The 24,276-nt window shown below is 67.6% G+C and carries 24 protein-coding genes, 1 tRNA gene and 1 riboswitch; of the genes, 16 read left to right on the top strand and 9 right to left on the bottom strand.

From position 1 onward, the window contains the following. Nucleotides 1–61: 61 nt before the first annotated feature. The 6 genes from LZ686_RS05865 to LZ686_RS05890 all read right to left on the bottom strand — a co-directional run bounded on the left by LZ686_RS05865 (nt 62) and on the right by LZ686_RS05890 (nt 3,267). Complete coding sequence (locus LZ686_RS05865) at nt 62–835, bottom strand: DUF1217 domain-containing protein (RefSeq protein WP_349547255.1); 774 nt, start codon at nt 833–835, stop codon at nt 62–64. 7 nt (nt 836–842) lie between these two features. Further along, a complete protein-coding gene (gene flbT / locus LZ686_RS05870; RefSeq protein WP_045982339.1) occupies nt 843–1,247 on the bottom strand; it encodes a flagellar biosynthesis repressor FlbT in 405 nt (134 codons plus the stop codon). Further along, the gene (gene flaF, locus LZ686_RS05875; protein WP_052714760.1) at nt 1,244–1,609 is read right to left on the bottom strand and encodes a flagellar biosynthesis regulator FlaF; all 366 of its coding nucleotides are present in this window, start codon (nt 1,607–1,609) and stop codon (nt 1,244–1,246) included. Before flaF ends, flbT begins: the two co-directional genes overlap by 4 nt. An 86-nt stretch (nt 1,610–1,695) precedes the next feature. Further along, nucleotides 1,696–2,538 carry a flagellin N-terminal helical domain-containing protein gene (locus LZ686_RS05880; RefSeq protein ID WP_045982357.1) on the bottom strand — a complete coding sequence of 281 codons (843 nt, stop codon included), beginning with the start codon at nt 2,536–2,538 and terminating at the stop codon, nt 1,696–1,698. 169 nt (nt 2,539–2,707) lie between these two features. Next, nucleotides 2,708–3,025, bottom strand: a complete 318-nt coding sequence (locus LZ686_RS05885) for a hypothetical protein (protein ID WP_045982337.1) — start codon at nt 3,023–3,025, stop codon at nt 2,708–2,710. Continuing rightward, nucleotides 3,022–3,267: a rod-binding protein gene (locus tag LZ686_RS05890; protein ID WP_045982336.1), complete on the bottom strand. Its 246-nt coding sequence runs from the start codon at nt 3,265–3,267 to the stop codon at nt 3,022–3,024. The genes LZ686_RS05885 and LZ686_RS05890 overlap by 4 nt, the downstream gene beginning before the upstream one ends. Before the next feature lie 104 nt (nt 3,268–3,371). On the opposite strand from LZ686_RS05890, the gene fliK reads away from it, so the two are divergent. After that, nucleotides 3,372–4,640 carry a flagellar hook-length control protein FliK gene (gene fliK / locus LZ686_RS05895; protein ID WP_349547256.1) on the top strand — a complete coding sequence of 423 codons (1,269 nt, stop codon included), beginning with the start codon at nt 3,372–3,374 and terminating at the stop codon, nt 4,638–4,640. A 9-nt stretch (nt 4,641–4,649) separates the two neighbouring features. After that, on the top strand, nt 4,650–5,318 hold the full coding sequence (locus LZ686_RS05900) for a flagellar hook capping FlgD N-terminal domain-containing protein (RefSeq protein ID WP_349547257.1): 669 nt from the start codon (nt 4,650–4,652) through the stop codon (nt 5,316–5,318). 117 nt (nt 5,319–5,435) lie between these two features. Here the strand turns inward: LZ686_RS05900 and cbbR are convergent, their stop codons facing one another. After that, nucleotides 5,436–6,368 (bottom strand): LysR family regulator CbbR, encoded by a 933-nt coding sequence (gene cbbR, locus LZ686_RS05905; protein WP_295168500.1) that lies wholly within the window; start codon nt 6,366–6,368, stop codon nt 5,436–5,438. A gap of 98 nt (nt 6,369–6,466) precedes the next feature. Between cbbR and LZ686_RS05910 the strand changes: the two genes are divergently transcribed. The 8 genes from LZ686_RS05910 to LZ686_RS05945 all read left to right on the top strand — a co-directional run bounded on the left by LZ686_RS05910 (nt 6,467) and on the right by LZ686_RS05945 (nt 13,913). Continuing rightward, nucleotides 6,467–7,345 carry a fructose-bisphosphatase class I gene (locus LZ686_RS05910; protein WP_349547258.1) on the top strand — a complete coding sequence of 293 codons (879 nt, stop codon included), beginning with the start codon at nt 6,467–6,469 and terminating at the stop codon, nt 7,343–7,345. Between the two features lie 7 nt (nt 7,346–7,352). After that, complete coding sequence (locus LZ686_RS05915; RefSeq protein WP_252930722.1) at nt 7,353–8,225, top strand: phosphoribulokinase; 873 nt, start codon at nt 7,353–7,355, stop codon at nt 8,223–8,225. A gap of 21 nt (nt 8,226–8,246) precedes the next feature. Then, on the top strand, nt 8,247–9,707 hold the full coding sequence (locus tag LZ686_RS05920; RefSeq protein ID WP_349547259.1) for a form I ribulose bisphosphate carboxylase large subunit: 1,461 nt from the start codon (nt 8,247–8,249) through the stop codon (nt 9,705–9,707). Nucleotides 9,708–9,719: 12 nt separating this feature from the next. After that, a complete protein-coding gene (locus tag LZ686_RS05925; protein WP_045982330.1) occupies nt 9,720–10,139 on the top strand; it encodes a ribulose bisphosphate carboxylase small subunit in 420 nt (139 codons plus the stop codon). A 77-nt stretch (nt 10,140–10,216) separates the two neighbouring features. After that, nucleotides 10,217–11,140: a CbbX protein gene (cbbX, locus tag LZ686_RS05930; protein ID WP_349547260.1), complete on the top strand. Its 924-nt coding sequence runs from the start codon at nt 10,217–10,219 to the stop codon at nt 11,138–11,140. A 28-nt stretch (nt 11,141–11,168) separates the two neighbouring features. After that, complete coding sequence (gene rpe / locus LZ686_RS05935; protein ID WP_349547261.1) at nt 11,169–11,852, top strand: ribulose-phosphate 3-epimerase; 684 nt, start codon at nt 11,169–11,171, stop codon at nt 11,850–11,852. 137 nt (nt 11,853–11,989) lie between these two features. Further along, complete coding sequence (locus LZ686_RS05940; RefSeq protein WP_045982353.1) at nt 11,990–12,769, top strand: SDR family oxidoreductase; 780 nt, start codon at nt 11,990–11,992, stop codon at nt 12,767–12,769. 64 nt (nt 12,770–12,833) lie between these two features. After that, on the top strand, nt 12,834–13,913 hold the full coding sequence (locus LZ686_RS05945; protein WP_045982329.1) for an ABC transporter ATP-binding protein: 1,080 nt from the start codon (nt 12,834–12,836) through the stop codon (nt 13,911–13,913). Here the strand turns inward: LZ686_RS05945 and LZ686_RS05950 are convergent. Further along, nucleotides 13,910–15,619 carry a glycosyltransferase family protein gene (locus tag LZ686_RS05950; protein ID WP_349547262.1) on the bottom strand — a complete coding sequence of 570 codons (1,710 nt, stop codon included), beginning with the start codon at nt 15,617–15,619 and terminating at the stop codon, nt 13,910–13,912. The genes LZ686_RS05945 and LZ686_RS05950 overlap by 4 nt on opposite strands. A gap of 147 nt (nt 15,620–15,766) precedes the next feature. Beyond that, a riboswitch (glycine riboswitch) is annotated at nt 15,767–15,856 on the top strand. A 158-nt stretch (nt 15,857–16,014) separates the two neighbouring features. Between LZ686_RS05950 and gcvT the strand changes: the two genes are divergently transcribed. The 6 genes from gcvT to LZ686_RS05980 all read left to right on the top strand — a co-directional run bounded on the left by gcvT (nt 16,015) and on the right by LZ686_RS05980 (nt 22,945). Further along, nucleotides 16,015–17,130, top strand: a complete 1,116-nt coding sequence (gcvT, locus tag LZ686_RS05955; RefSeq protein WP_349547263.1) for a glycine cleavage system aminomethyltransferase GcvT — start codon at nt 16,015–16,017, stop codon at nt 17,128–17,130. An 11-nt stretch (nt 17,131–17,141) separates the two neighbouring features. Continuing rightward, entirely contained in the window at nt 17,142–17,501 is a 360-nt protein-coding gene (gene gcvH / locus LZ686_RS05960; protein ID WP_084693814.1) for a glycine cleavage system protein GcvH, read from the top strand. 97 nt (nt 17,502–17,598) lie between these two features. After that, nucleotides 17,599–20,433, top strand: a complete 2,835-nt coding sequence (gene gcvP, locus LZ686_RS05965; protein ID WP_349547264.1) for an aminomethyl-transferring glycine dehydrogenase — start codon at nt 17,599–17,601, stop codon at nt 20,431–20,433. 133 nt (nt 20,434–20,566) lie between these two features. Then, entirely contained in the window at nt 20,567–20,926 is a 360-nt protein-coding gene (locus LZ686_RS05970) for a hypothetical protein (RefSeq protein ID WP_046000590.1), read from the top strand. 5 nt (nt 20,927–20,931) lie between these two features. Further along, nucleotides 20,932–22,809, top strand: coding sequence for a pyrroloquinoline quinone-dependent dehydrogenase (locus tag LZ686_RS05975; protein WP_349547265.1), 1,878 nt, complete (start codon nt 20,932–20,934; stop codon nt 22,807–22,809). 60 nt (nt 22,810–22,869) lie between these two features. Further along, nucleotides 22,870–22,945 (top strand) — tRNA-Ala (locus tag LZ686_RS05980). Nucleotides 22,946–22,961: 16 nt separating this feature from the next. Here LZ686_RS05980 and LZ686_RS05985 read toward each other — a convergent pair. Further along, nucleotides 22,962–24,191: a calcium-binding protein gene (locus tag LZ686_RS05985; RefSeq protein WP_349547266.1), complete on the bottom strand. Its 1,230-nt coding sequence runs from the start codon at nt 24,189–24,191 to the stop codon at nt 22,962–22,964. Between the last annotated feature and the right edge of the window lie 85 nt (nt 24,192–24,276).

Here is a 24,276-nt window from a genome sequence, read left to right on the forward strand (position 1 = left end):
GGTGCGGCGGGCCGCTGGCGCGTGGAAATCAAGCTTTGCCCGCCGCCAGGGTGACGCAGGGTCAGAAGTTCTGCAACAGGGTCAGCGCCGCGCTGTAGCGATTGGCCGTCGGCGACGTGGTCAGCTGCGATCGCGCCATGAAGGTCTGGATCAGCTTCTCCACGTTTTCGGGCTTGGAAATGTCCTTGAAGCTGGAACTGCCCAGCAGCCTCTCCGAAGCCTTGGTGTATTCCTCCAGCTGGCGGTCGATCGGCAGTCGGGCATAGTTGTCGCCGAACCCGAACGCGCCCTGAAAGACCTTGCGCAGCGGGGCGTTGCCGATGACCTCGAACCACAGGGTCCGGTCGGTCGAGGTGCGGCCTGCCAGGTCCTGCACCTCGCGCCGGGCATTCAGGCTAAGACGCAGGTTGTCGTCGCTTTCACCGATGCGCCGTTCGAATTCACGCTGCACAAAGGCGGTGCTGATGGTGTCGGCCAGATCCTTGGCGGGCTTCGTCGACCCAAAGCCCATTGCCTCGTTCATGCGCAGATAGCGCTTGTCGGCCAGACGGTTGACCAGCGACGACTTGTCCGCGGGATCGCTTTCCAGGACTTTCTGGATGAAGGCCTTGTTGGGCAGGTCCGCCTCCAGCCCGAAGGCCGAAAGCGTCGTGCTTAAAAGGCGGTAATCCTTGACCAACTCCTCGGCCTTGGTGGTGGCCGCGATCTTGTCACGGAAGTAGGTCGTGCTGCGCTGGACCACAGGGTCGCGGGCAACGGATTCGATCTGCCGGGCCTCGGTTCGCTGGACGATCTTCCAGCCCAGCAGGCCCGTGGCGCCGACAGAGATGGTCATGATACCCTCACGTCCGGGCGGCGGCGAACAGCCGCGCCTCTCGGGGCAGCAGATCGCGCAGCTTGCGCAGCGCCTGATAGGCATTCGCATCGACCGCGGCGGCACTGGCCTCGGCCAACAGCAGGCGGCTGTCGCGATCGTCGAACACCTGGCTCAGCTGTTCGATGGCGATCAGCAATTGCCGGCGGCCCTCGGACGGTTCGGCATCGCCGGACAGGATCATCTGCGCGACATACATGGCGCGTGACACCGGCGTCTGGGCGCTGTCGGGGTGGATCGCGTCGCGCAGGCGCAGGACGTTCACATTGGGCGTCTTGATCGCGATCTTGGTGCGACGGTCGCCGTTCTCGATTACCGCGCCGTTGATCAGGACGCGTTCGTTCGGTGCCAGCTTGAGGACAAGGCCGCTCATGGTGCGCCCTCTCCGCGCAGACCGCGCATGACGGTCATGTTGATGTCGATCAGCGGATCGGTCTGGGCGCTGCCCGCCATCACGGCCTGACCGTGGCGGATGGCAAATCCCGCCAGCGAGATCAGACCGGCCTTGACCTGATCGGGCAGCCCGTTGCCGGGATCGGCAAGGTCGGTTGCCAGGATCGTCCACAGTTCGGAATTCTTGTGCACCGCCTGGATGGTATCGGTGTTGTCGGCCTTTCTCGGGGCCTGCCGCAGCATGCGCGTGACGCGCGAGAAGATGTCGTACTCCGCATCGCGCGGAGAGCGGATGGCGGATGTCCTGTAGCCATGGTCGGTCAGTGGCGTTACCGCGTTCAAGATCGTGCTTCCCATTCTGGAGTGTGATCAGGGGCTGAATGATATTCAGAGGGTGGCGGGCGCCCTTGGGGCGCCCGCCGGTCTTATCAGCGGAACAGCGACATGACGGCCGACGGCCCCTGGTTGGCGATCGACAGCGCCTGGATGCCCAGCTGCTGCTGCGTCTGCAGGGCCTGAAGGCGAGCCGACGACTCCTCCATGTCGGCGTCGACCAGCGAGCCGATGCCGGTTTTCAGCGAGTCCGACAGCTTGCCCACGAAGCTGGACTGGTCAGAGATCCGCTTGCCGGCCGAACCCAGATCGGCGGCACCCTGAACAGCGACGTCGATCAGGGCCTCGATCTCGCCGATCGCGGTTTCGGCCGAGGCACGGTCGGTGACCGCGGTCAGACCGGCGACATCCAAGCCTGCCTCGAAGTCGACCGAGTCGACCTCGATGTTGGCAGCACCGGTGGCCACGGTGCCGTTGGTGCGGTCCAGCGAACCCAGAACCGTAAAGGCGGTGTTGGTGCCGGTCGGGTTCGTTTTCAGCAGGTTGACGCCGTTCAGCTGCGTCCCCTCGATGATCGCCGTGATCTGCTCGACCTTCTTCGCCATATCCGTCTGGATCTTGCCGAAGTCAGCAGCGTCGTTGGCACCGCCGATCGCCAGGTTCTTCATCTCCTTCAGCAGATCGGTGATCTGCTCGGCGCCAGCGCGGGCGGTTCCCACCACGGCGTCGGCCACGTTCAGGTTCGACTGGATCGTCTTGAATGCCGACTGGTCGGTTTCCATGACTTTCGAGATCGCCCAGACGGCAGCGTTGTCCTTGGCGTTCGCGACGGTCTTGCCGGTCGCGATGTCGGACTGGGTTTTACCCAGCTGCGAGTTGATGCTTTTCAGGGTCTGCAGCGCGACCATGGCGCTGTTGTTGGTCAGAATGCTGGACATGGTGTCCTCCAATATAAGGTGCTTTGCACCCAGGTTGCATCTTGTGGCCTTCTGACCTGTCGGGCGGTTGCCCTTGCCATTTCCCTGGCATGTCCCCGGTTTAGCGGCCGGTTATTGACAACTAGTGAATATCGGCCCTCCTCTCAAACAAACCTTCCGACGCATTTTATCAAAACCTTTGCGGTGCATTCGCGCGGGTTTCATTCACGTGCCGCTGACCCAGGGAATCATAGGTCTGCAGGCTGCGCGCGGCCTGCACGATGGCGCGCACCTGTTCGGCCGCCTGCTGCGCGCCCTTGAGCGAGGCCTGTGCCAGCGCGCGCAGGTCGGCCAAGGCGGGCTCCAGCAGATCACGGGTGGGGGTGTCGATGCCCTTGCGCGCGGCGATGCGGGTCAGTTCGTCCAATCCTGCCAGCGCTGCCTGGGCATTTCCGGCCATCAGCGCGCCGCGGATCTGGGCCACCTGGCGGGTCAGGGCGCGGCTCATGCGCGGCCCTCCAGCATGGCGGCAAACCCAAGGTCCAGGCGTTCCGCCAGCAGCCCCGCATGTTCGCGCGTCAGGAAGCTGGAGAACTGCTCCTCTCCGGCGCCGCCGGAAAAGGCGCCTTCGGACGGGCCGGGGCCGCAATATTTCAGCATCTCCTCCAGAAATGCCTGTTCAAGTTGATTCGCGACGGCCACGGGCGAGGGCTTTTGAGCCGCCGTGGGAATAATCGGTTCGATCTGCATTCTGTCCCCGCTGCATATGACGATGAGATTCAAAATATCGGGGCGTCGTAAATAATTGGTAAGGAATAAGGACTAATCAGGAAAAAACCCAAAGAGGCTTTTTCATGGCTGACATCCAGATCATATCGCCCATGCCCGCACGCGCCGATGCCTTCGTCGATGCGGCGACGCCTGTTCCCGTGACGGGCGAATCGGGTTTCGATGTCTGGTCGGCAGGCGCAATGGTACCAGCCGCCCCGGCGACCGCAGTGCCGACACCACCGAAGGACCCGCTTGCGGCATGGCTGCAGCAGCAGATGGGCTTCAGCGGAGAGTTCAGCGCACCGCCCGGTACCGATCCCGCGATCGAGGCGCTGGCCGCAGGCCTTCCGCAGCTGCCAGCGCCCGAGATTGACGAATCAGCCGACATTCAGGGCGGCGATCCTTTGGCCAGCCTGCTGCCTGTGGACGCACAGACATCCGATGCGGGCCTGATCGGCGATGCGGTTCCAACGGCACCGCAGTCGACCGACCCGACGACCCCTGCTGCGACTGATCCCGCGGAAGCGCCGGCTGTGCAGACCGCAATCGCGCCGACCACGACCCCCATCGTCGCTGCAGGCGTCACACAGCAGGCCGCCAACCCGGCCCCCACCCTGCCTGGGGCAAACGCCGCAGAGGTGGTCCCGATCCATGGCGGCGGCCAGCCTGTCGCACCGGCGCGCCCGGGCCGTCCGATCCCGGCGACCGAGAGCGTCGCGACCGCCCGTCCCGTCGATGGCGCCACGATCGACGCCGCCCCGCCCCCGGTCGACCGGGCGGCACCGGACCGTCCGGCGCCAGCGGTGGCCCGCGACCCCGTCATTGCCGCTCGGTCCGAGATCGCCCTGCCCGCAGGCCTTGCCGAGACCTTGGCCGAATTGCCCTTCGGCACCGATTCGCACACCCCCGCCGCCGCACGGGCCACTGCCACCGCCGCTGCCGGGTCCGGCTGGCAGGCTGCGTCGCACGATCCGCGCCCCGTGCTGCAGCAGGTCACCGACGCGCTGGTCAGCACCCGTGGCGACCGGACCGAGATCGCCCTGTCCCCCGAGGAGCTGGGCCGCATCCGCCTGGTCATGTCGGGCCCCGATCGCGGCCAGATCACCATCTGGGCCGAGCGCCCCGAGACGCTGGACCTAGTGCGCCGCAACGCGGACCTGCTGACGCAGCAGCTGGCCGATGCGGGCGTGTCCGCGGGCAGTCTGGATTTCCGCCGCGACGACCGCAGCGACAGCCAGCCTGCGCAGGGCCGTGCCAGCGATGACGACGACATTCCCCTTTCGGCCGCCCCCTTGCGGGTCCGCATGTCGCCCACCGCGTTAAGCGACCGCCGCCTGGACATCAGATTATAGGAGCCTTTCATGGTTGACGCGATCACCAGCCCGACAGTGACGATTCCCGCGGCCGCCCCCTCTGCGGCAGGCGCGGGCGGGTTCGCAGGCGCCGGCGCGGGAGGGGACTTTCAGACGTTCCTGACCATGCTGACCGCGCAGCTGCAGAACCAGGACCCGCTGAACCCCATGGAAAGCACAGACTTTGCGATCCAGCTGGCGACGTTCGCCGGGGTCGAACAGGCGGCGCTGAGCAACAAGTTCCTGGAGCAGATGGCCGGGCAGGCCGGTGGTGCGGGCATCGCGGGCTGGATCGGCAAGGAGGGGCGGACCACCGCCCCGGTCTGGTTCGGCGACGACGCCATCACCCTGGACGTGGTGCCGCATTCCCTGGCCGACAGCGTGCAGCTGGTCACCCGCGACGCGCAGGGTCGCGAGGTCACGCGCGAGGAAATCGGCCCCGGAGAGGGCCAGATCGACTGGCTGGGCCGCAGCGCCGACGACACCAAGCTGCCTGACGGGCTGTACAGCTTTACGTTGGAGAGCCGGCGCGGCGGCGAGATGATCCTGGAGAGCAAGGTCGGCGCCTATGCCCGCATCGTCGAGGCGCAGTTCGACGCCAGCGGCGGGCGGGTCGTGTTCGAAGGCGGCGCCTCTGCCCCGGCGGGAGAGGTCACGGCCCTGCGCGACGCCGGCTGACGGATCAGCCTTGAGGGGCGGTGTCGGTGGATTAGGGGAACGGCCCGCCATCGCGGCGGGCCGTTCGTATTTGTCTGGGCGACGGCCGCACGACAACACGATCCGGAACCGGCAAGATCAGCCGCGCCCCTCCAGACGCGGCAGGAAGCTGCCGCCAAGACCCGCGATGGCCGCGCGGATGCGTTCGGTGGCCGGGCTGGGCGCGCGGTCGGCGCGGTGCAGCAGGTACCAGCTGCGCTGGATGGGCAGGCCGATGGCCTGCAGCGCGACCAGACGGCCGGTGCGCAGTTCCTCGGTGCAGGTATGCTGAGAGATTAGCGCGATGCCCAGGCCCGCGATCACCGCCTGCTTGATCGTCTCGTTCGTGCCCATCTCGGTCGCGCGCCAGGGCGTGCCTTCGCCGATGCGGTCCAGAAAGCGGGTCATCAGGATGCGGGTGCCGGACCCCTCCTCGCGCGACAGGAAGGTCTGGGACAGCAGGTCCATCGGCATCACCGGGTCCTGGGCCGCCAGCGGATGGTCGGGTGCCGCGATGATGATGTGCGGATGCGGCCCGATGGGGGCGGCGATCACGGCGGGTTCGCGCGGCGGGCGGCCCATGATCGCCAAGTCCAGCTCGTCCGCGGCCAGCGCGGCCAGGATCGCGTCGCGGTTGCCGATCCGCAGCGTCACCTCGATCCGCGGCAGGGCGCGTTGCAGCGTGGCGACTAGGAACGGCGCGAAATACTTGCCGGTGGATACCACCCCCAGGACCACGTTGCCGCTGTGCCCCTGGGCCAGGGACGCGACCTCGCGCCCGGCGCGGGCCAGTGCGGTGGCGATCTGGGCCTCTGCCATCAGCAGGGCACGACCCTGTGCGGTGGCGCGAAAGGCCCCGTGCTCGGCGCGCTGCAGCAACGGCGCCCCAGCCAGATCTTCCAGCGATTTCAGCTGACTGTGAATGGCGGGCGGGCTGAGGCCCAGCTGCGCCGCGGCCAGGGTCAGGCTGCCGCTGTCGGCGACCGCGCGCAGGGCGCGCAATTGGCGGAGGGTGACGGCATCATGGCGCATCTTAAGTTTTCCTGAATGCGTCTTTCGCCTTATTAAATTTTCCGAAACGCGGTCGCCTGTCAATGTCCCCTGGCAGCACTCGTGCCGGGGAGGGGACGATGACCGAAGCGACCATCGACACGGACCTGATCCCGGCCGATCTGCACGCCTGCATGGATGATCTGGCGCGCCACCTGGCCACGGGGGCTGCGCTGCGAGGCAAGGGGCTGCGCTGGATCAGCCGGGCGGATCAGGCCACGCCCGAAGGGGGCGATCCGCGGGGCGCGCTGGCCCTGGCCATCGCGCATTCGCCGCCCGACCAGCCTGATGCCAATGCCCCCACGGGCACCCTGTTCGCGATCTTCGACGCGGCGGCCACGGCCGAGGACAGCTTTCTGCGCCCCGCGCGGCAGATGCGGGCGGCGGGATACGTGATGCACGGACCGCGCTGCCTGATGGTGCTGACCTGCGGCGACGGCGTGCAGGTGCAGGCGCTGGACGGGTGGGCCTTCGCCATCGAACGGGCGCGGGCCACCCTGCCCGACGCCGTGCGCGACCTGGCCATCGACATGTCGCAGTACCGCCACTGGCCGCGCCCCGTGCGGGCCTATGTCGACGACTGCCTGGCCGGCGTTCAGGGCCCGCGCGGACGGACCATCGACCTGCGCTGGACCCCGTCGCTGGTGGCCGAGGCGCATCGGATCCTGATGCGCGGCGGCATCTACCTGGCGCCCGCCGATGCGCGGTCGGGGCATGCGCGGGGCAGCCTGTCGATGCTGCACCAGGCGGCGCCCATCGCGTTCCTGATCGAACAGGCCGGGGGACGGGCAACGGACGGCGCGCTGCCGATCCTGGACGCGGTGATCACCGGGTTCGACAGCCGCACGCCGCTGGTCTTCGGCTGCATCGACAAGGTCGACCGCGTCGCCGCCTATCACGATCTGCCTGAGGCCGAGGTGTCGGCCCTGTTCGGCCATCGCGGCCTGTTCCGCACCTGAGGACCCCATGAGCCACAAGCATCCTATCATCTCGGTCACCGGCAGTTCGGGCGCGGGCACCACGACGGTCAAGTCGACCTTCGACCAGATCTTTCGCCGCGAGGGCATCACCGCCGTCAGCATCGAGGGCGATGCCTTCCACCGCTATGACCGCGCCGCGATGAAGGCCGAACTGGCCGCGCGGCTGGCCGCGGGCGACGCGACCTTCAGCCATTTCAGCTTCGACGCCAACGAACTGCAGGCACTGGAGGAGATCTTTCGCGTCTATGGCGAAACGGGGCGCGGCCAGACCCGCCATTACGTCCATGACGACCGCGAGGCGGAAAGATGGGGCACCTCGCCCGGCACCTTCACGGACTGGGCACCCTTTCCCGACGGCAGCGACCTGCTGTTCTATGAGGGGCTGCACGGGGCGGTGGCCAACGACACCGTCAACCTGGCCGCGCTGGCCGACCTGAAGATCGGCGTGGTGCCGGTGATCAATCTGGAATGGATCCAGAAGATCCACCGCGACAGCGCCCAGCGCGGCTATTCGACCGAGGCCGTGACCGACACCATCCTGCGGCGCATGCACGCCTATGTGCACTGCATCTGTCCCCAGTTCACCCAGACGGACATCAATTTCCAGCGCGTGCCGGTCGTCGACACGTCGAACCCGTTCATCGCCCGCTGGATCCCCACCGCCGACGAAAGCCTGGTGGTGATCCGGTTCCGCAACCCGAGGGGCATCGATTTTCCCTATCTGACCCAGATGATCGACGGATCCTGGATGAGCCGCGCCAACTCGATCGTCGTGCCCGGCCCCAAGATGGACCTGGCGATGCAGTTGATCCTGACGCCGATGATCCTGCGCCTGACCCATGACGCCAAGCGCGCCTGACCCTTTCACGGAGGACTGACCATGAACGAGATGCCAGCCAAGTTGGACGCGAAAAAGCGGTACTCTGCCGGGGTGCTGAAATACGCGCAGATGGGATACTGGGAGCCGGACTATACCCCCAAGGACACCGACATCATCGCGCTGTTCCGCATCACGCCGCAGGACGGGGTGGACGCGGTCGAGGCCGCGGCGGCGGTGGCGGGCGAAAGCAGCACCGCGACCTGGACCGTGGTCTGGACCGACCGGCTGACCGCCTGCGACAAGTACCGCGCCAAGGCCTATCGCGTGGACCCCGTCCCCAACGGCCCCGGAGAGTTCTTTGCCTACATCGCCTATGACCTGGACCTGTTCGAGGGGGGCAGCATCGCCAACCTGACCGCGTCGATCATCGGCAACGTCTTCGGCTTCAAGCCGCTGAAGGCCCTGCGGCTGGAGGACATGCGCCTGCCCGTGGCCTATGTGAAGACGTTCCAGGGCCCCGCCACCGGCATCGTGGTCGAGCGCGAGCGCCTGAACTGCTATGGCCGCCCCCTGCTGGGCGCGACGGTGAAACCCAAGCTGGGCCTGTCGGGCCGGAACTATGGCCGCGTCGTCTATGAGGCGCTGAAGGGCGGTCTTGATTTCACAAAGGATGACGAGAACATCAACAGCCAGCCCTTCATGCATTGGCGGGACCGGTTCCTGTACTGCATGGAGGCGGTGAACCGCGCCGGTGCCGCGACCGGAGAGGTCAAGGGGACGTACCTGAACGTCACCGCCGGCACGATGGAGGAGATGTACGCGCGGGCCGAGTTCGCGAAATCGCTTGGGTCGGTGATCGTGATGATCGACCTGGTGATCGGATACACCGCGATCCAGTCGATGGCCAAATGGGCGCGCGACAACGACATGATCCTGCACCTGCACCGGGCCGGGCATTCGACCTATACCCGCCAGCGCAGCCACGGCGTCAGCTTTCGCGTGATCGCGAAATGGATGCGCCTGGCCGGCGTCGACCACCTGCACGCAGGCACCGTCGTGGGCAAGCTGGAGGGCGATCCGGCGACCACCAGGGGATATTACGACATCTTCCGCGAGGAGCGGAATCCCATGGCGCTGGAGAACGGGATCTTCTTCGACCAGGAATGGGCCAGCCTGAACAAGATGATGCCGGTGGCGTCGGGCGGCATCCATGCCGGCCAGATGCACCAGCTGCTGCATTACCTGGGCGAGGATGTCGTGCTGCAGTTCGGCGGCGGCACGATCGGCCACCCCCACGGCATCGCCGCCGGCGCGCAGGCCAACCGCGTCGCGCTGGAGGCGATGGTGTTCGCGCGCAATTCGGGCCGCGACATCTGGAACGAGGGCGAGGACATCCTGCGCGACGCCGCCCGCACCTGCACGCCGCTGAAGCAGGCCCTGGATGTCTGGAAGGACGTCAGCTTCGACTATGCCTCGACCGATGCGCCCGATTTCGCGCCCACCCCCGAAGTGTCCCACTGAGGAGTCAGAGCCATGAAGATGACCCAAGGCCAGTTCAGCTTTCTGCCCGACCTGTCGGATGACGACATCCGCGTGCAGGCCCAGTACGCCATCGACAGGGGCTGGGCGGTATCGGTCGAATACACCGACGATCCGCATCCCCGGAACACGTACTGGGAGATGTGGGGCCACCCGATGTTCGACAATCCCGACGCCGCGGCGGTGGTGTTCGAGGTCAACGAATGCCGCAAGGTGCATGGCGGCGTCTATATCCGCGTCATCGCCTTCGATGCCTCGCCCGGATGGGAATCGATCCGCATGGCGATGATCGTGAACCGCCCGGCGGTGGAACCGGGTTTTCGGCTGGTGCGCCAGGAGGGCGAGGGCCGGACGGTCCGATACAGCATCGAGAGCTATGCCATGCGCGAGCCCGAGGGCGCCCGCTATCCCTGAGAGGTTGCTCCTCCGCAGGGCCAGGTCCGGGCGGTGTCCTCCCATCGCCCGGACGCATTCCACGAAAGAGGTGCATGATGACCGAAGACGTCCCGACCCATGTCGACCTTGCCCGGGACTTTGCCGACAGCGGCGTGGCCGAGGTCCTGGCCGAACTGGACCGGGAGCTGGTGGGCCTGGCCCCCGTCAAGGCACGCATCCGCGAGACGGCGGCGCTGCTGCTGGTCGACCGGGCGCGGCGGCGGCTGGGTCTGGCCACGGAAACGCCGACGCTGCACATGAGCTTCACCGGCAATCCCGGCACGGGCAAGACGACCGTTGCGCTGAAGATGGCCACGCTGCTGCACAGGCTGGGCTATGTCCGCAAGGGGCACCTTGTGACGGTCACGCGCGACGACCTGGTGGGCCAGTACATCGGCCATACCGCGCCCAAGACCAAGGAGGTCCTGAAGAAGGCGATGGGAGGCGTGCTGTTCATCGACGAGGCGTATTATCTCTATCGGGCCGAGAACGAGCGCGACTATGGGCAGGAGGCGATCGAGATCCTGCTGCAGGTGATGGAGAACAACCGCGACGACCTGGTGGTGATCCTGGCGGGCTATGGCGACCGGATGGACCGGTTCTTTGCCTCGAACCCCGGGTTCCGGTCGCGGATCGCCCACCACATCGAGTTTCCCGACTACAGCGACGACGAGCTGCTGCACATCTGCGAAGGCATGCTGGCGCGGCAGAATTATCGCCTGGACGACGCGGCCCGCACCGCGATGGGCCAGTACATCGCCGCGCGGCGCACGCAGCCGCATTTCGCGAACGCCCGGTCGATCCGGAACGCGCTGGACCGCGCCCGGCTGCGGCAGGCGAACCGTCTGTTCACCGAGGCGCAGGGGCCGCTGGACGCCGCCGCCCTGTCCACGCTGAGCGCGCCGGACATCCGCGCCAGCCGGGTCTTCGACGGCGGTCTTGACGTGGACCGCGCCAGCAGGCAGGCCGCAGCGGAGTGAACCCCGCCCGAACAGAATGGAGAGCGCCATGGATTTCGACCGCACGATCAAGATCGCCCCATCGATCCTGTCCGCCGATTTCGCCAATTTCGGGGCCGAGATCCGCGCCATCGAGGCGCAGGGCGCCGACTGGGTCCATGTCGACGTGATGGACGGGCATTTCGTGCCGAACCTGACCTTCGGCCCCCCGGCGGTCAAGGCGTTCCGCCCGCATGTCAAGACGGTCATGGACGTGCATCTGATGATCGCGCCGGTCGACGCCTATATAGAGGCCTATGCCGAGGCGGGCGCCGACATGATCACTGCCCATGTCGAGGCCGGGCCGCATCCACACCGCACCCTGCAGGCGATCCGTGCGACGGGCAAAAGGGCCGGGATCGCGCTGAACCCCGGCACCCCGGTCGAGGCGGTCGAATACCTGCTGGACCTGTGCGACTTGGTGCTGGTGATGACGGTGAACCCCGGTTTCGGCGGGCAGAAGTTCATCCAGAGCCAGGTCGACAAGATCGCCCGCCTGCGCGGGATGATCGGCGATCGGCCGATCCATATCCAGGTGGACGGCGGGGTGGACCCGGCGACGGCGCCGCTGGTGGCGCAGGCCGGGGCCGACGTGCTGGTCGCGGGATCGGCGGTCTTCAAGGGCGGGTCGGTGGACCGGCCCGACGTCTATGGCGCGAACATGCGCGCGATCCGCGAGGCCATCGCGGGGTGAGCATGGGCAAGGGCGGGGCCGTCGAGGCCCCTTCCTTGCCGCGGGGCTGCGCCCCGCCGCGCATCGCCGGCGTCATCGCGTTTGACAATGCCGCCCTGCCCGCGTTTCCTGCGCGTCGAACGCAGAGGGAGAACACGATGGATCTGGGGATCAAGGGCAAACGGGCGCTGGTCTGTGCGGCGTCCAAGGGGTTGGGGCGCGGCTGCGCCGAGGCACTGGCCGAGGCCGGCGTGAACCTGGTCATCAACGCCCGCACCGAGGCCGAGATCACCCGGACCGCCCGCGAGATCGCCGAACGGCATGGCGTCGAGGTCACCCCGGTCGCCGCCGACATCACGACCGAGGAGGGCCGCGCCCGTGTGCTGGCCGCCGTGGGCCATGCCGACATCCTGGTCACCAATGCGGGCGGCCCTCCGCCGGGCGACTGGCAGGACTGGACGCGCGACGATTTCATCCGTGCCATCGACGCCAACATGCTGTCGGCCATCGCCCTGATGCAGGCGCTGGTGCCGGGCATGATGGACCGCGGCTGGGGCCGGGTCGTGAACATCACCTCGGCATCGGTGCGGTCGCCGATCTCGGTGCTGGGGCTGTCCAACACGGCGCGCACCGGGCTGACCGGGTTCGTGGCCGGCATGTCGCGCCAGGTCGCCGGCAAGGGCGTCTGCGTGAACAACCTGCTGCCCGGCATCCACGCGACCGACCGCGCCGACAGCCTGGATGGCGGCGTGGCGTCCGCGCAGGGGATCACCGTCGATCAGGCCCGCGCACAGCGGCAGGCGACCATTCCCACCGGCACCTATGGCACGGCCGCCGATTTCGGCGCGACCTGCGCGTTCCTGTGCAGCCAGCAGGCGCGGTTCATCGTCGGGCAGAACGTGCTGCTGGACGGCGGCGCGTTGAACGTCACGGTCTGAGGCCCTGTTGCGAGGCGGGGGCGCGCCTGATACGCAACCCCGACCAAAACGCCAAGGATCGCCCGTGACCGTGCCCCCCCGCCTGGAAGTTCAGGGACTGACCCGCCGATTCGACGGGCAGGCGGTGGTGGACGATGTCAGCTTCCAGGTCGAGGCGGGCCAGGTGGCCTGCCTGCTGGGCCCGTCGGGCTGCGGCAAATCGACCACGCTGCGCATCGTGGCGGGCGTCGACATGCAGGACCGGGGGCGGATCTTCGTCGACGGCCAGCTGGTCTGCGACACCCAGTTCCGCATCCCGCCCGAACGCCGCGCGATCGGGCTGATGTTCCAGGACTTCGCGCTGTTCCCGCATCTGCCCGTGCGCGAGAACGTGGCATTCGGCCTGGCCGGCGGCTGGAAGGCCAACCGCGACCGCGTGGCCGAGCTGCTGGACCGCGTGCGCATGACCGCCCATATCGACAGCTATCCGCATGAGCTGTCCGGCGGAGAGCAGCAGCGCGTGGCCCTGGCGCGCGCCCTGGCCCCGCGGCCGCGCGTCCTGTTGATGGACGAGCCGTTCAGCGGCCTGGACGAGCGCCTGCGCGACGGCATCCGCGACGAGACGCTGGCCCTGCTGAAGGATGAGGGCACCGCCGTCCTGCTGGTCACCCACGAGCCGCACGAGGCGATGCGCATGGCCGACCAGATCCTGCTGATGCGGGGGGGCCGGATCGTGCAGCAGGGTGCGCCCTACAACCTCTACAACGCGCCGGTGGACCGGCTGGCGGCGGGGTTCTTTAGCGACATCAACGTGCTGACGGGACGGGTGCAGGGCGCGCTGACCGACACGCCCTTCGGCCAGTTCCTGACCCCCGGCCTGCCCGAGGGGGCAGAGGTCGACATCGTCATCCGGCCCCAGCACCTGAAGATGGATTTCGACCGCGCCGGACAGGGCCCCGCCCCCACCGCCGAAAACGGCAGCGCCGCGCTGGCGCGGGTCACGCGGGCCCGCTATCTGGGCCGCGAATCGCTGGTCGAGTTCGCGACCGATGCGGGCGGCATCGCGCTGAACGCGACGGTGCCGGGGGTGTTCCTGCCGCCTGCCGGGACGCCGATGTGGCTGATGCTGCGCCGCGACCGGGTCTTCGTCTTTCCGCGCCGCTAGTCCTGGCCCGTGGCGCGGCGGTAATCGGCCAGCACCTGTGCCAGATGCAGCCTGCGCCCGGCAGGATCGGCCAGGGCATGGCACAGCCTGCGCGCCTTGCGCGACATCTGCCGGCAGGCGTCCGGGTTTGCGCGGGCCCAGGCCAGCCGGTCCGGCAGGTCGGACCCGTCCTGCGCCATCGGAATGACGTGGACCCAAGGCCGGAACAGCCGCCCCGCAAAGCTTTCCCAGCCGTCATCCTGGCGGATCACCACCGCATGGCTGTTGGCCAGGGGCAGGAGGTCGGCATCCCCCTCGGACCCGGACAGGCACAAGGCGTGGCGCGGCGGCCGGGGCGGCGCCTGCGGCGCAGGCGGGCGCAGCCCGGCGCGGTCTAGCGCCCGCGCGACACGCGCATCGGGGATCAGCGCCAGGTCGACGCCGTCGCGTCCTGCATGGTCGGTCAGGAACCGCCAGCGCGACATCCGCGGCAAGGCATCGACCGCCTGTGCGAAGGCGTCGGAGCCCGGCGCGCTGGTCAGCAGGGCGGTGATCGCGCTCTCGGCCGTCAGGCGGTCGTGATGGCCGGACAGCGTTCCGCGCCACCCCGCCACGTCGGCGCGGTCCTGCCATGCGGGGTCGTCGCCCGTGGGTGCGCCTGGAAAGCCGTCATTGCCGATGCGGTGCAGCCAGGGCGCGGGCCACAGGAACACGTTGCGCGCCCCCGTGCGGCGCAGACTGGCGATCAGCGGTCCGTCGGCGGGATCGTCCGGTCCGCTGCCCGCGAAGGTCGCGGGGCGCATGTCCAGCCAGTACCGCCCCCGATCTGTCAGCGCGGCGATGTCATTGGCCACCGCCGCCGCGCGCAGCAGGCCGGGGCGCTGTGCGGCCAGATAGAACCGCCCGTCCGGCCCGCGATGCAGCGGCAGGTCGGCCCCGTCGGCCGTGCGCAGGCGGCCGTGATCCATGTCCAGGCACAGCGCCTGCGCATGGGGCGGGCGGTCGACCGTACCCTTCTGCCGCAGGCGGACGGGCGCGGCCAGCCGGGCCAGGCGCGCCGCCAGCCGGGCGCGACGGTCGGGGTCGATGTCGGTGCCGGGACCAGCCGTCTGCATCATCGCCAGCACCCGCGGCAGGTTGGTACGCCGGGCTTGGCGCACCCCCGCGCCCGGCAGGGCGGGCAGATGCGGCAGGTCGTACCAGGGCGACAGGGCGCGGCGGTAATCCTCGGGGGCGGCCTGGTCGATGTCGATGTCGATGAAGGTGGGACGGCCCGCGAAATGCGCCCGCACGGCGGACAGGTGGTCGGCCCAGTCCCGCGCCCAGATGTCGCCCAGATCGCCCAGGGGAACGCCCAGATTGGCCGCGATGCTGCGGGCATAGGCGCCGCCCCGGTGCAGATAGCGGCTGGCGATCCAGTCCTCGACCCGGCGGGTGTTCAACAGGAAGACCGAACCGGGATAGTGACGATCCAGCAGGGCGAATTCGCGGAACCCCTCGATCACCGGCATGTTCAGGAAGCGCACCGATTCCATGTCGGTGAAGGCCGTGACGCTGTCCGCCCATCGCGCCAGCGGCCGGGCATCGGTCAGCCTGGCATAAGCGATGTCATCGGCCAGCGCGCCTTCCAGCCAGTGTGCAGCCGGGATGCGGTTCAGGTCGAACAGGCGCGCGATGAAGGTCGTGCCGCATTTGTTGAAGCCGATCTGGAAGAACTTGGGCGGCATGGGCGACCTGTCCGGGGGCAAGCCGCGACGATGCGCATGGGGGTGCGGCCTGTCAACGTCTGCCTGGCCCTTGGGCGGAAAGCGCCGCTTTGACGCACGGCTGCGACAAAGGTCTTGCCTTGCCGCAAGGGGGCGGCTAGCACCGAGGGCAGGAATTCGGGAGACACCGGCGCTGCGCCGGGGCCGAAGGAGAAGCCGCCCCGGCAAGCTCTCAGGCAAAAGGACCGTCTTCCCCAAGAACTCTGGAGAGTGGCCGAGAGGCCCGCCGAAGGGATAACGATCTCAGGCGCCCAAGTCCCGACAGGGGCACCGGCACGGACAGAGGGGGCATCGACGCACGGGGGCATTCCCCGTCCAACCGATGCCGGCTGCCCGGCAGACACGCAGGAGGCCAGATGGCCGAGACGAGCCGCCGGACCGGTCTTTACGACCTTCATGTCGAACAGGGTGCCCGCATGGTGCCCTTTGCGGGCTGGGACATGCCCGTGCAGTACCCGATGGGGGTGATGGCCGAACATCTGCACACCCGCGCGCGGGCCGGGCTGTTCGACGTCAGCCATATGGGACAGGTGCTGGTCACCCCTGATGATGGCGACATGGCCACCGCCGCCGCGGCGCTGGAGACGCTGATCCCCGCAGATGTGGCGGGCTTGGCACCCGGGCGGCAGCGTTACGGGCTGTTCACCAACGATGCGGGCGGGGTCCTGGACGACCTCATGTTCGCCAATCGGGGCGATCATTATCTGCTGGTCGTGAACGCGGCCTGTGCGGACCAGGACATCGCGCATCTGGGGCGGCTTTCGGGTGTGACGGTGACCCCGGTCACTGATCGCGGGCTGGTGGCGCTGCAGGGACCGCAGGCGGAGGCGGCGCTGGCGCGGCTGGTGCCGGGGGTCGCGGCGATGCGGTTCATGGACAGCACCGCGCTGGACTGGGATGGGGCGACGCTTTGGGTGTCGCGGTCGGGCTATACCGGAGAGGATGGGTTCGAGATCTCGGTTCCCGAGACCCGGCTGGAGGATTTCGCGCGGACGCTGCTGGCAGAGCCCGAGGTGGCGCCCATCGGTCTGGGGGCGCGCGACAGCCTGCGGCTGGAGGCGGGGATGCCGCTTTACGGTCATGACATGGACGGGGGCGTGACGCCCGCGCAGGCGGCGCTTGGCTGGTCGATCCCCAAGGTGCGTCGCGCGGGTGGTGCGCGGGCGGGCGGGTTTCCCGGCGCCGACGCGGTGCTGGCCGAACTGGGATCGCCCGCCGTCACCCGCCGCGGGCTGCGCCCCGAGGGCCGCGCACCGATCCGCGAGGGGGTTGCGCTGTTCGCCGATGACGGGACGCCCATCGGGACGGTCGGTTCGGGCGGCTTCGGGCCGTCTGTGGGCGGCCCGATCGCCATGGCCCGCATTCCCGCCGACATCCCCGAGGGCGCCATGATCCAGGCGGAGCTGCGCGGCAAGCGCGTGCCCCTGACGGTCTGCGCCCTGCCCTTCGTCACCCCATCCTATAAACGTTGAAGGACCTGATCATGCTGAAATACACCGAAGACCACGAATGGCTGCGCGCCGAGGGCGACGAGATCGTCGTGGGCATCACCAAGCATGCCAGCGAACAGCTGGGCGACGTGGTGTTCATCGAGCTGCCCGAGGAGGGGCGCGAGGTGTCCGCCGGCGACGAGATCGTGGTGATCGAGAGCGTCAAGGCGGCCTCCGACATCACGGCCCCGGTGGCGGGCACGATCACCGCGGTGAACGAGGCGCTGTCGGACAGCCCCGGCGACGTGAACGGCGATCCGATGGCCGCCTGGTTCTTCCGGATCAAGCCCACGGATGCCGGTGCGTTGGACGGGTTCATGGACGAGGCCGCCTACAAGGCGCTGGTCGACTGAAGATCGACCGCCGGCCGGGGGTTTCACCCCCGGACCCCCAGGGTATTTGAACAAAGAAGAAGGGCCGCCGCCGCGCGTGCCCGGCAAGGAGGCCAGGATGAGCCGCTGGACGCCCACCGACTACAACCCCGACGATTTCGCGAACCGCCGGCATATCGGCCCGTCCCCGGTCGAGATGGCCGAGATGCTGAAGGCGGTCGGGGCCGACAGCGTGGAGCAGCTGATCGAGCAGACCGTGCCCGCGGCGATCCGCCAGTCGGATGCGCTGGACTGGCCGGCGCTGTCCGAGGCCGGGCTGCTGGCACGCATGCGTGAGGTGGCGGACAAGAACCGGGTGATGACCAGCCTGATCGGCCAAGGTTATTACGGCACCGTCACGCCCCCCGCGATCCAGCGCAACATCCTGGAGAACCCGGCCTGGTACACGGCCTATACCCCCTATCAGCCCGAGATCGCGCAGGGGCGGCTGGAGGCGCTGCTGAACTTCCAGACCATGGTCGCGGATCTGACCGGGCTGCCGGTGGCGAACGCATCGCTGCTGGACGAGGCGACCGCGGCGGCCGAGGCGATGGCCATGGCGCGGCGGCAGTCGAAGTCCAAGGCGGACGCATTCTTCGTGGCCCATGACCTGCATCCGCAGACCATCGCGGTGATCGAGACGCGGGCGGCGCCTTTGGGCATTCGCATCATCAAGGGCTCGGTCGATGATCTGGTGGCGGATCAGGTCTTTGCCGCGGTGTTCCAGTATCCCGGCACCTATGGCCATGTCCGCGACCTGACCCCCGAGATCGAGGCGCTGCATGCCGCGGGCGCGCTGGCCATCGTCGCGACCGACCTTCTGGCGCTGTGCGTTCTGAAGGAGCCGGGCGCGATGGGCGCCGACATCGCCGTCGGATCGTCGCAGCGCTTTGGCGTGCCGATGGGCTATGGCGGGCCGCATGCGGCCTTCATGTCCTGCCGCGACGCGCTGAAGCGGGCGATGCCGGGGCGCATCGTCGGCGTCAGCATCGACAGTTCGGGCAACCAGGCGCTGCGCCTGTCGCTGCAGACGCGCGAGCAGCATATCCGCCGCGAGAAGGCCACCAGCAACGTCTGCACCGCGCAGGCGCTGCTGGCGGTGATGGCGGGGTTCTATGCGGTGTTCCACGGGCCGGTGGGCCTGCGTGCCATCGCGCAGCGGGTGCATCTGCACGCGGTGACGGTGGCCGATGCCCTGCGTGCTGCGGGGGCCGAGGTCGCGCCCGAGGCGTTCTTTGACACGATCACGGTCAAGGTGGGCGTGGGCCAGCAGGGCATCATGGCCGCCGCGCGCCATCGCGGCATCAACCTGCGCAAGGTGGGCCGCGACCGCGTGGGTATCAGCGTCGATGAGACGACCGATGCGGGCGTGATCACCCGCCTGCTGGACGCGTTCGGGATCACCGATGCAGCACCCGCGGCGACCGCGCCCGCAATCCCGGAGGCGCTGCTGCGCGAGAGTGATTACCTGACCCATCCGGTGTTCCACATGAACCGGGCCGAATCCGAGATGATGCGCTATATGCGCCGTCTGTCGGACCGGGACCTGGCGCTGGACCGGGCGATGATTCCGCTTGGCAGCTGCACGATGAAGCTGAACGCCGCGGCCGAGATGATGCCGATCACCTGGCCGGAATTCGGCGCGCTGCATCCCTTTGCGCCGGCCGATCAGGCGGCGGGGTATCACGAGGCCATCGCGGACCTGACCCAGAAGCTGTGCGTGATCACCGGCTATGACGCGTTTTCCATGCAGCCGAACAGCGGCGCGCAGGGGGAATATGCGGGGCTGCTGACCATCCAGGCCTATCACAAGGCGCGGGGCGAGGAGCGCGACATCTGCCTGATCCCGGTATCGGCGCATGGCACGAACCCGGCCAGCGCGCAGATGTGCGGGATGCAGGTCGTGGTGGTGAAATCCGCCCCGAACGGCGACATCGACCTGGAGGATTTCGCCGACAAGGCGGCCAAGGCGGGCGACCGGCTGGCGGCGGTGATGATCACCTATCCCAGCACCCATGGCGTCTTCGAGGACACCGTGAAGCAGGTCTGCGACATCACGCATGACCATGGCGGGCAGGTCTATATCGATGGCGCGAACATGAACGCGCTGGTCGGCCTGGTGAAGCCGGGAGAAATCGGCGGCGATGTCAGCCACCTGAACCTGCACAAGACCTTTGCCATCCCGCATGGCGGCGGCGGTCCCGGCATGGGGCCGATCGGGGTCAAGGCGCATCTGGCGCCCTTCCTGCCCGGCGATCCGCAGGGAGGCGAAGGCGCCGTGTCGGCGGCGCCCTATGGGTCGGCGTCGATCCTGCTGATCAGCTGGGCCTATTGCCTGATGATGGGCGGCGAGGGCCTGACGCAGGCCACGCGCGTGGCGATCCTGAATGCGAACTATATCGCGGCGCGGCTGGCCGGGGCCTATCCGATCCTGTTCATGGGCAATCGCGGCCGGGTGGCGCATGAATGCATCATCGACACGCGGCCCTTTGCCGAACATGGCGTGACGGTGGACGACATCGCCAAGCGTCTGATCGACAACGGCTTTCACGCCCCCACGATGAGCTGGCCGGTCAGCGGCACCCTGATGGTCGAGCCGACCGAGAGCGAGACCAAGGCCGAGATCGACCGCTTCATCACCGCGCTGCTGGCCATCCGCGACGAGATCACCGACGTGGCCGAAGGTCGCATCGCCGCGGATCAGAGCCCGTTGCGCCACGCGCCGCATACGGTCGAGGATCTGGTCCGCGATTGGGACCGCCCCTATTCGCGCGAACAGGGCTGTTTCCCGGCAGGTGCGTTCCGCGTGGACAAGTACTGGCCGCCGGTCGGGCGCGTGGACAATGCCCATGGCGACCGCAACCTGATCTGCACCTGCCCGCCGCTAGAAGCCTATGCCGAGGCTGCCGAATAGGCGATGCCAGCCCCCAGGGCCCGAAATCCGGGCCTTGGGGGGAACCCTGCCCCGCCCCGGGCATTGCCCTTGCATGTCACGATCTGACACGGCCCCGTGATCGCGCCGGTCAGACCCCATGCCAGAGGTCCCGATGCCCGACACCCTGCCCCCCGCCCACCGCGCCCGAGAGGAGCTGGTCGCCAATCTGATGGCGGTCCCTGCCGTGATCGGCCTGGTCTTGGCCATCCTGGCCTTCTTCCAGCGCGGATCGGGCATCACCGGAACTGCCGGCGCCGGGCTGGCCATCCTTGGCATGGTCGCGCTGACCGTGGCTGCGCTGCTGGTCGGGCGTCTGTCGCCGGGCCGGTTCCGCACCTTCGTCGCGGTGATGATCCTGATCGGGGGGCTGCTGACGCTGATCTGCGCGTGGTTCCTGATGCAGGGCTGGCTGATGCTGGCCATCGCGCTGACGCTGGCCCTGTGGCTGATCTTCATCCTGGTCGCGAGGTAAAAGCCATGATCCGCATCCTTCCCGCCCTGATCCTTCTGGCCCCCGCCGCCCATGCGCAACAGACCGAATGGACCGGTTTCCACGGAAACGGCATGGCCCAGAAATACAGCGCCTCCACCCAGATCACCCCCGAGAACGTCGGCGATCTTGAGATGGCTTGGGAGATTCACACCGGGGATGTCTCCGACGGGTCGGGCGACATTCCGGGCACGGTCTGGTCTGCGACGCCGATTCTGGCCAACGACCTGCTGTACGTCGGCACGCCCTTCTATCGCATCCTGGCCGTTCATCCCGACACCGGAGAGATCGCCTGGACGTATGAGCCCGACGACACCACGCTGGAGCCCCTGTCCCAGCCCGAACTGAAGAACCGCGGCGTGACCTATTGGGAGGGAGAGGGCGACGGACCCTGCGCCCGGCGGGTCTATATCGGCACGATGGACGCCGAACTGCATGCGGTGGATGCCGATACCGGGGAACTGTGCGCCGATTTCGGCGAGGGCGGGATCCTGGACGTGAACCAGTGGAACAAGCCCGACGCAAACTTTCCGCTGTCGCAGCTGCAGCCGCCCACCGTCTTTCGCGACAAGCTGTTGCTGGGCTGGGCGGGCAAGGACTGGCACGACGCAGCGAACCCCCTGGGGTCGGTCTTTGCCGTCGACGCGCGCACCGGAGAACTGGACTGGACCTTCCATTCGATCCCCGAGGATTACGACGGCGTGACCGGCACCTCGAACGTCTGGACCGCCATGTCGGTCGACGAGGAGAACGGTCTGGCCTTCCTGCCCGTCTCCAGCCCCAGCGCGGATTTCTATGGCGGGACGCGCACCGACTCGATCCCCCTGGCGACCTCGGTCACCGCGGTGAATGGCGACACCGGAGAGGTCGTGTGGTCGCGCCAGTTGGTGAACCACGACATCTGGGATTACGATACCGTTGCGGCACCAACCCTTGTGGATATCCCCGGTGAGGGGGGCAGCACCCCCGCCTTGGTCCAGCCGACCAAGATGGGCTATGCCTTCGTTCTGAACCGCCTGACCGGAGAGCCGATCTTTCCGATCGAGGACACCCCCGTCCCCGCGACGGATGTCGAGGGAGAGGTCTCGTCCCCGACGCAGCCCATTCCGACCCTGCCGAAATCGCCGATCGGTGATGACTGGGGCGGCGTGTTCGGCTTGGCCGACATCGCGTCCTTCGGCTATTGCTCGCGCAAGTTCGACGAGCTGCGCTATGAGGGCCGTTACACCCCGCCCAGCCTGGAAGGGACGCTGGCTTATCCGGCCACCGCGGGCGGCTTTCAATGGGGCGGCGGCGCAGTCGATCCGGAAAGCGGCATCCTTTATATCAACAGCTCTCGTGTCGCGCAGATCTATCAGCTGATCGAGCGCGAAGATTACAACACCATGACCAGCGGCGGCAGCGAGGCCGAGGGCGGCCTGTTCCCGATGACCGGCACGCCCTACGGGTTCAGCCTGACCAACTTCCTGAACCCGATCGGCATGCCCTGCTGGAAGCCGCCCTATGGTCTGATGTCCGCCATCGACCTGAAATCGGGTGAAACGCTGTGGGAGCGTCCCTTCGGACAGACGCAGCAATGGGGCTTCTACATGCCGGAAAGCTGGGGTTCGCCCACCATCGGCGGGCCGGTCGTGACGGCGTCCGGGCTGATCTTCATCGGCGCATCGATGGACGCCCGGGTCCGCGCGCTGGACGCCGCCACCGGCGACGTGTTGTGGAAGGCCCAGGTCGACGCCCCGGCCGTGTCGATCCCCGCGGTCTATGATTATGACGGCCAGCAATACGTGGTCTTTGCCGTCGGCGGCAATTCCATCATCAAGCCGCAGGTGGCCGATCAGCTGATCGCCTTCACCCTGCCCAAGTGATGAACAGGGCGGCGCGGCCCACTTGACAAACCGCGCCGCCCACGCGATCAAAACAGCGTTGGGGTCGTAGCTCAGTTGGTAGAGCGCGTCGTTCGCAATGACGAGGTCAGGGGTTCGATTCCCCTCGGCTCCACCATATCCGGATCATCCGTCTACAGAATGAAATCCGCCTCGGTCAGCGACACCTGGCCTGACAGGCGGATCATCCCGTCCACGCGGCCATCTCCGTTCGCATCCATCATCACACGCGTCACGTTGGTCTGCGGGACATACTGCACCATCAATTGTGCACCCTGCCCGGGCTCGAAGCTGTCGGTCATGTGGAACGCCTGGTTTCCGGGGGTCCGCCAGTCCGCATCGATGCCGGACAGGTCGATCCGATCGCTGCCGCGCCGAAAATCAAGGATCAGGTCGGTCTGGGCGCCCTGGCTGTCGGCCATCGACCCGAAGACGAACGTATCCGCCCCGACGCCCCCGGTCAGCAGATCCGCCCCCTGTCCGCCGATCAGGGTGTCGTTGCCCGCCCCACCCGCCAGCCGATCCGCCCCCTGCCCGCCATGCAAACGGTCACTGCCGAACCCGCCCTCCAGCGTGTCGTTGCCCGTGCGCCCCTCCAGCCGATCATTGCCCGCGTTGCCGCGCATCAGGTTGCCCTGCGCGTTGCCCAGCAGCAAATCATGGCCGGCGCCGCCTTCGGCATTCTCGACCCCGCGGATGATGTCCAGGCCATGGCGGGTGTTCTGCCGCCCGGTCAGCGCCAGGTCGATGCGGCCACCCGTGGCGCCCTGCAGGACGACCGTATCGACGCCCGAACCGCCGTCGATCACGTCATTGCCCGCATCCATCAGCACCCGGTCCAGGCCGGCGCCGCCATACAGCGCGTCATGGCCGATCCCGCCGCCAAGGATGTCGTTGCCGCCATTGCCGTACAGCGTGTCGTCGCCAGCCATTCCGAAGGCGCGGTCGTCCTCGAAGCTGAGGCTGAAGACGTCGTTGCCAGACAGCATCCGTTCGATGATCCGCTGATCATCGACACGCGAGAATGTCATGGACGCGTTGTAGATATCCGCCAACGGCACCCTCAGCTGATCGATCTGCCATTGATCGTAGTAATTTCCGCCGATATTGGCGGCCCCGCCGATCAGAGTGACGGTTCCACCCGTGATGTCCCCACCGGTCAGACGAAAGCCGCTGCCGCCGAAGATCGTCGCAAAATCGTAGCCGCCGCTGTAATAATCCACCAGCAGGACATCCTCGAACTGCTGTCCGTCATAATTGAAATAAAGATTGTCAAAGAATTCGACATTGAACGCATCGTAATACAACACGCTGAGATCAAAATTCGTGATGTCGAAACCGGAATACGCCTGCACGCGCGCCATCGTTAACCCCTTGCAAAACAACCATGAAAATCGGCTCTGTCCCGTTCATGTGCGGGGACAGAATGGCATTCATTAACGACGTCGC

This window comes from Paracoccus sp. NFXS7 (assembly GCF_040148865.1).
GTDB lineage: Bacteria > Pseudomonadota > Alphaproteobacteria > Rhodobacterales > Rhodobacteraceae > Paracoccus > Paracoccus marcusii.

Excerpts from the sequence above, each read along its gene's own strand:
- LZ686_RS05865 (WP_349547255.1), bottom strand. The coding sequence starts at position 835 with ATGACCATCTCTGTCGGCGCCACGGGCCTGCTGGGCTGGAAGATCGTC.
- flbT (WP_045982339.1), bottom strand. The coding sequence starts at position 1,247 with ATGAGCGGCCTTGTCCTCAAGCTGGCACCGAACGAACGCGTCCTGATC.
- LZ686_RS05880 (WP_045982357.1), bottom strand. The coding sequence starts at position 2,538 with ATGTCCAGCATTCTGACCAACAACAGCGCCATGGTCGCGCTGCAGACC.
- LZ686_RS05885 (WP_045982337.1), bottom strand. The coding sequence starts at position 3,025 with ATGAGCCGCGCCCTGACCCGCCAGGTGGCCCAGATCCGCGGCGCGCTG.
- LZ686_RS05890 (WP_045982336.1), bottom strand. The coding sequence starts at position 3,267 with ATGCAGATCGAACCGATTATTCCCACGGCGGCTCAAAAGCCCTCGCCC.
- fliK (WP_349547256.1), top strand. The coding sequence starts at position 3,372 with ATGGCTGACATCCAGATCATATCGCCCATGCCCGCACGCGCCGATGCC.
- LZ686_RS05900 (WP_349547257.1), top strand. The coding sequence starts at position 4,650 with ATGGTTGACGCGATCACCAGCCCGACAGTGACGATTCCCGCGGCCGCC.
- cbbR (WP_295168500.1), bottom strand. The coding sequence starts at position 6,368 with ATGCGCCATGATGCCGTCACCCTCCGCCAATTGCGCGCCCTGCGCGCG.
- LZ686_RS05910 (WP_349547258.1), top strand. The coding sequence starts at position 6,467 with ATGACCGAAGCGACCATCGACACGGACCTGATCCCGGCCGATCTGCAC.
- LZ686_RS05915 (WP_252930722.1), top strand. The coding sequence starts at position 7,353 with ATGAGCCACAAGCATCCTATCATCTCGGTCACCGGCAGTTCGGGCGCG.
- LZ686_RS05920 (WP_349547259.1), top strand. The coding sequence starts at position 8,247 with ATGAACGAGATGCCAGCCAAGTTGGACGCGAAAAAGCGGTACTCTGCC.
- LZ686_RS05925 (WP_045982330.1), top strand. The coding sequence starts at position 9,720 with ATGAAGATGACCCAAGGCCAGTTCAGCTTTCTGCCCGACCTGTCGGAT.
- cbbX (WP_349547260.1), top strand. The coding sequence starts at position 10,217 with ATGACCGAAGACGTCCCGACCCATGTCGACCTTGCCCGGGACTTTGCC.
- rpe (WP_349547261.1), top strand. The coding sequence starts at position 11,169 with ATGGATTTCGACCGCACGATCAAGATCGCCCCATCGATCCTGTCCGCC.
- LZ686_RS05940 (WP_045982353.1), top strand. The coding sequence starts at position 11,990 with ATGGATCTGGGGATCAAGGGCAAACGGGCGCTGGTCTGTGCGGCGTCC.
- LZ686_RS05950 (WP_349547262.1), bottom strand. The coding sequence starts at position 15,619 with ATGCCGCCCAAGTTCTTCCAGATCGGCTTCAACAAATGCGGCACGACC.
- gcvT (WP_349547263.1), top strand. The coding sequence starts at position 16,015 with ATGGCCGAGACGAGCCGCCGGACCGGTCTTTACGACCTTCATGTCGAA.
- gcvH (WP_084693814.1), top strand. The coding sequence starts at position 17,142 with ATGCTGAAATACACCGAAGACCACGAATGGCTGCGCGCCGAGGGCGAC.
- gcvP (WP_349547264.1), top strand. The coding sequence starts at position 17,599 with ATGAGCCGCTGGACGCCCACCGACTACAACCCCGACGATTTCGCGAAC.
- LZ686_RS05970 (WP_046000590.1), top strand. The coding sequence starts at position 20,567 with ATGCCCGACACCCTGCCCCCCGCCCACCGCGCCCGAGAGGAGCTGGTC.
- LZ686_RS05975 (WP_349547265.1), top strand. The coding sequence starts at position 20,932 with ATGATCCGCATCCTTCCCGCCCTGATCCTTCTGGCCCCCGCCGCCCAT.
- LZ686_RS05985 (WP_349547266.1), bottom strand. The coding sequence starts at position 24,191 with ATGGCGCGCGTGCAGGCGTATTCCGGTTTCGACATCACGAATTTTGAT.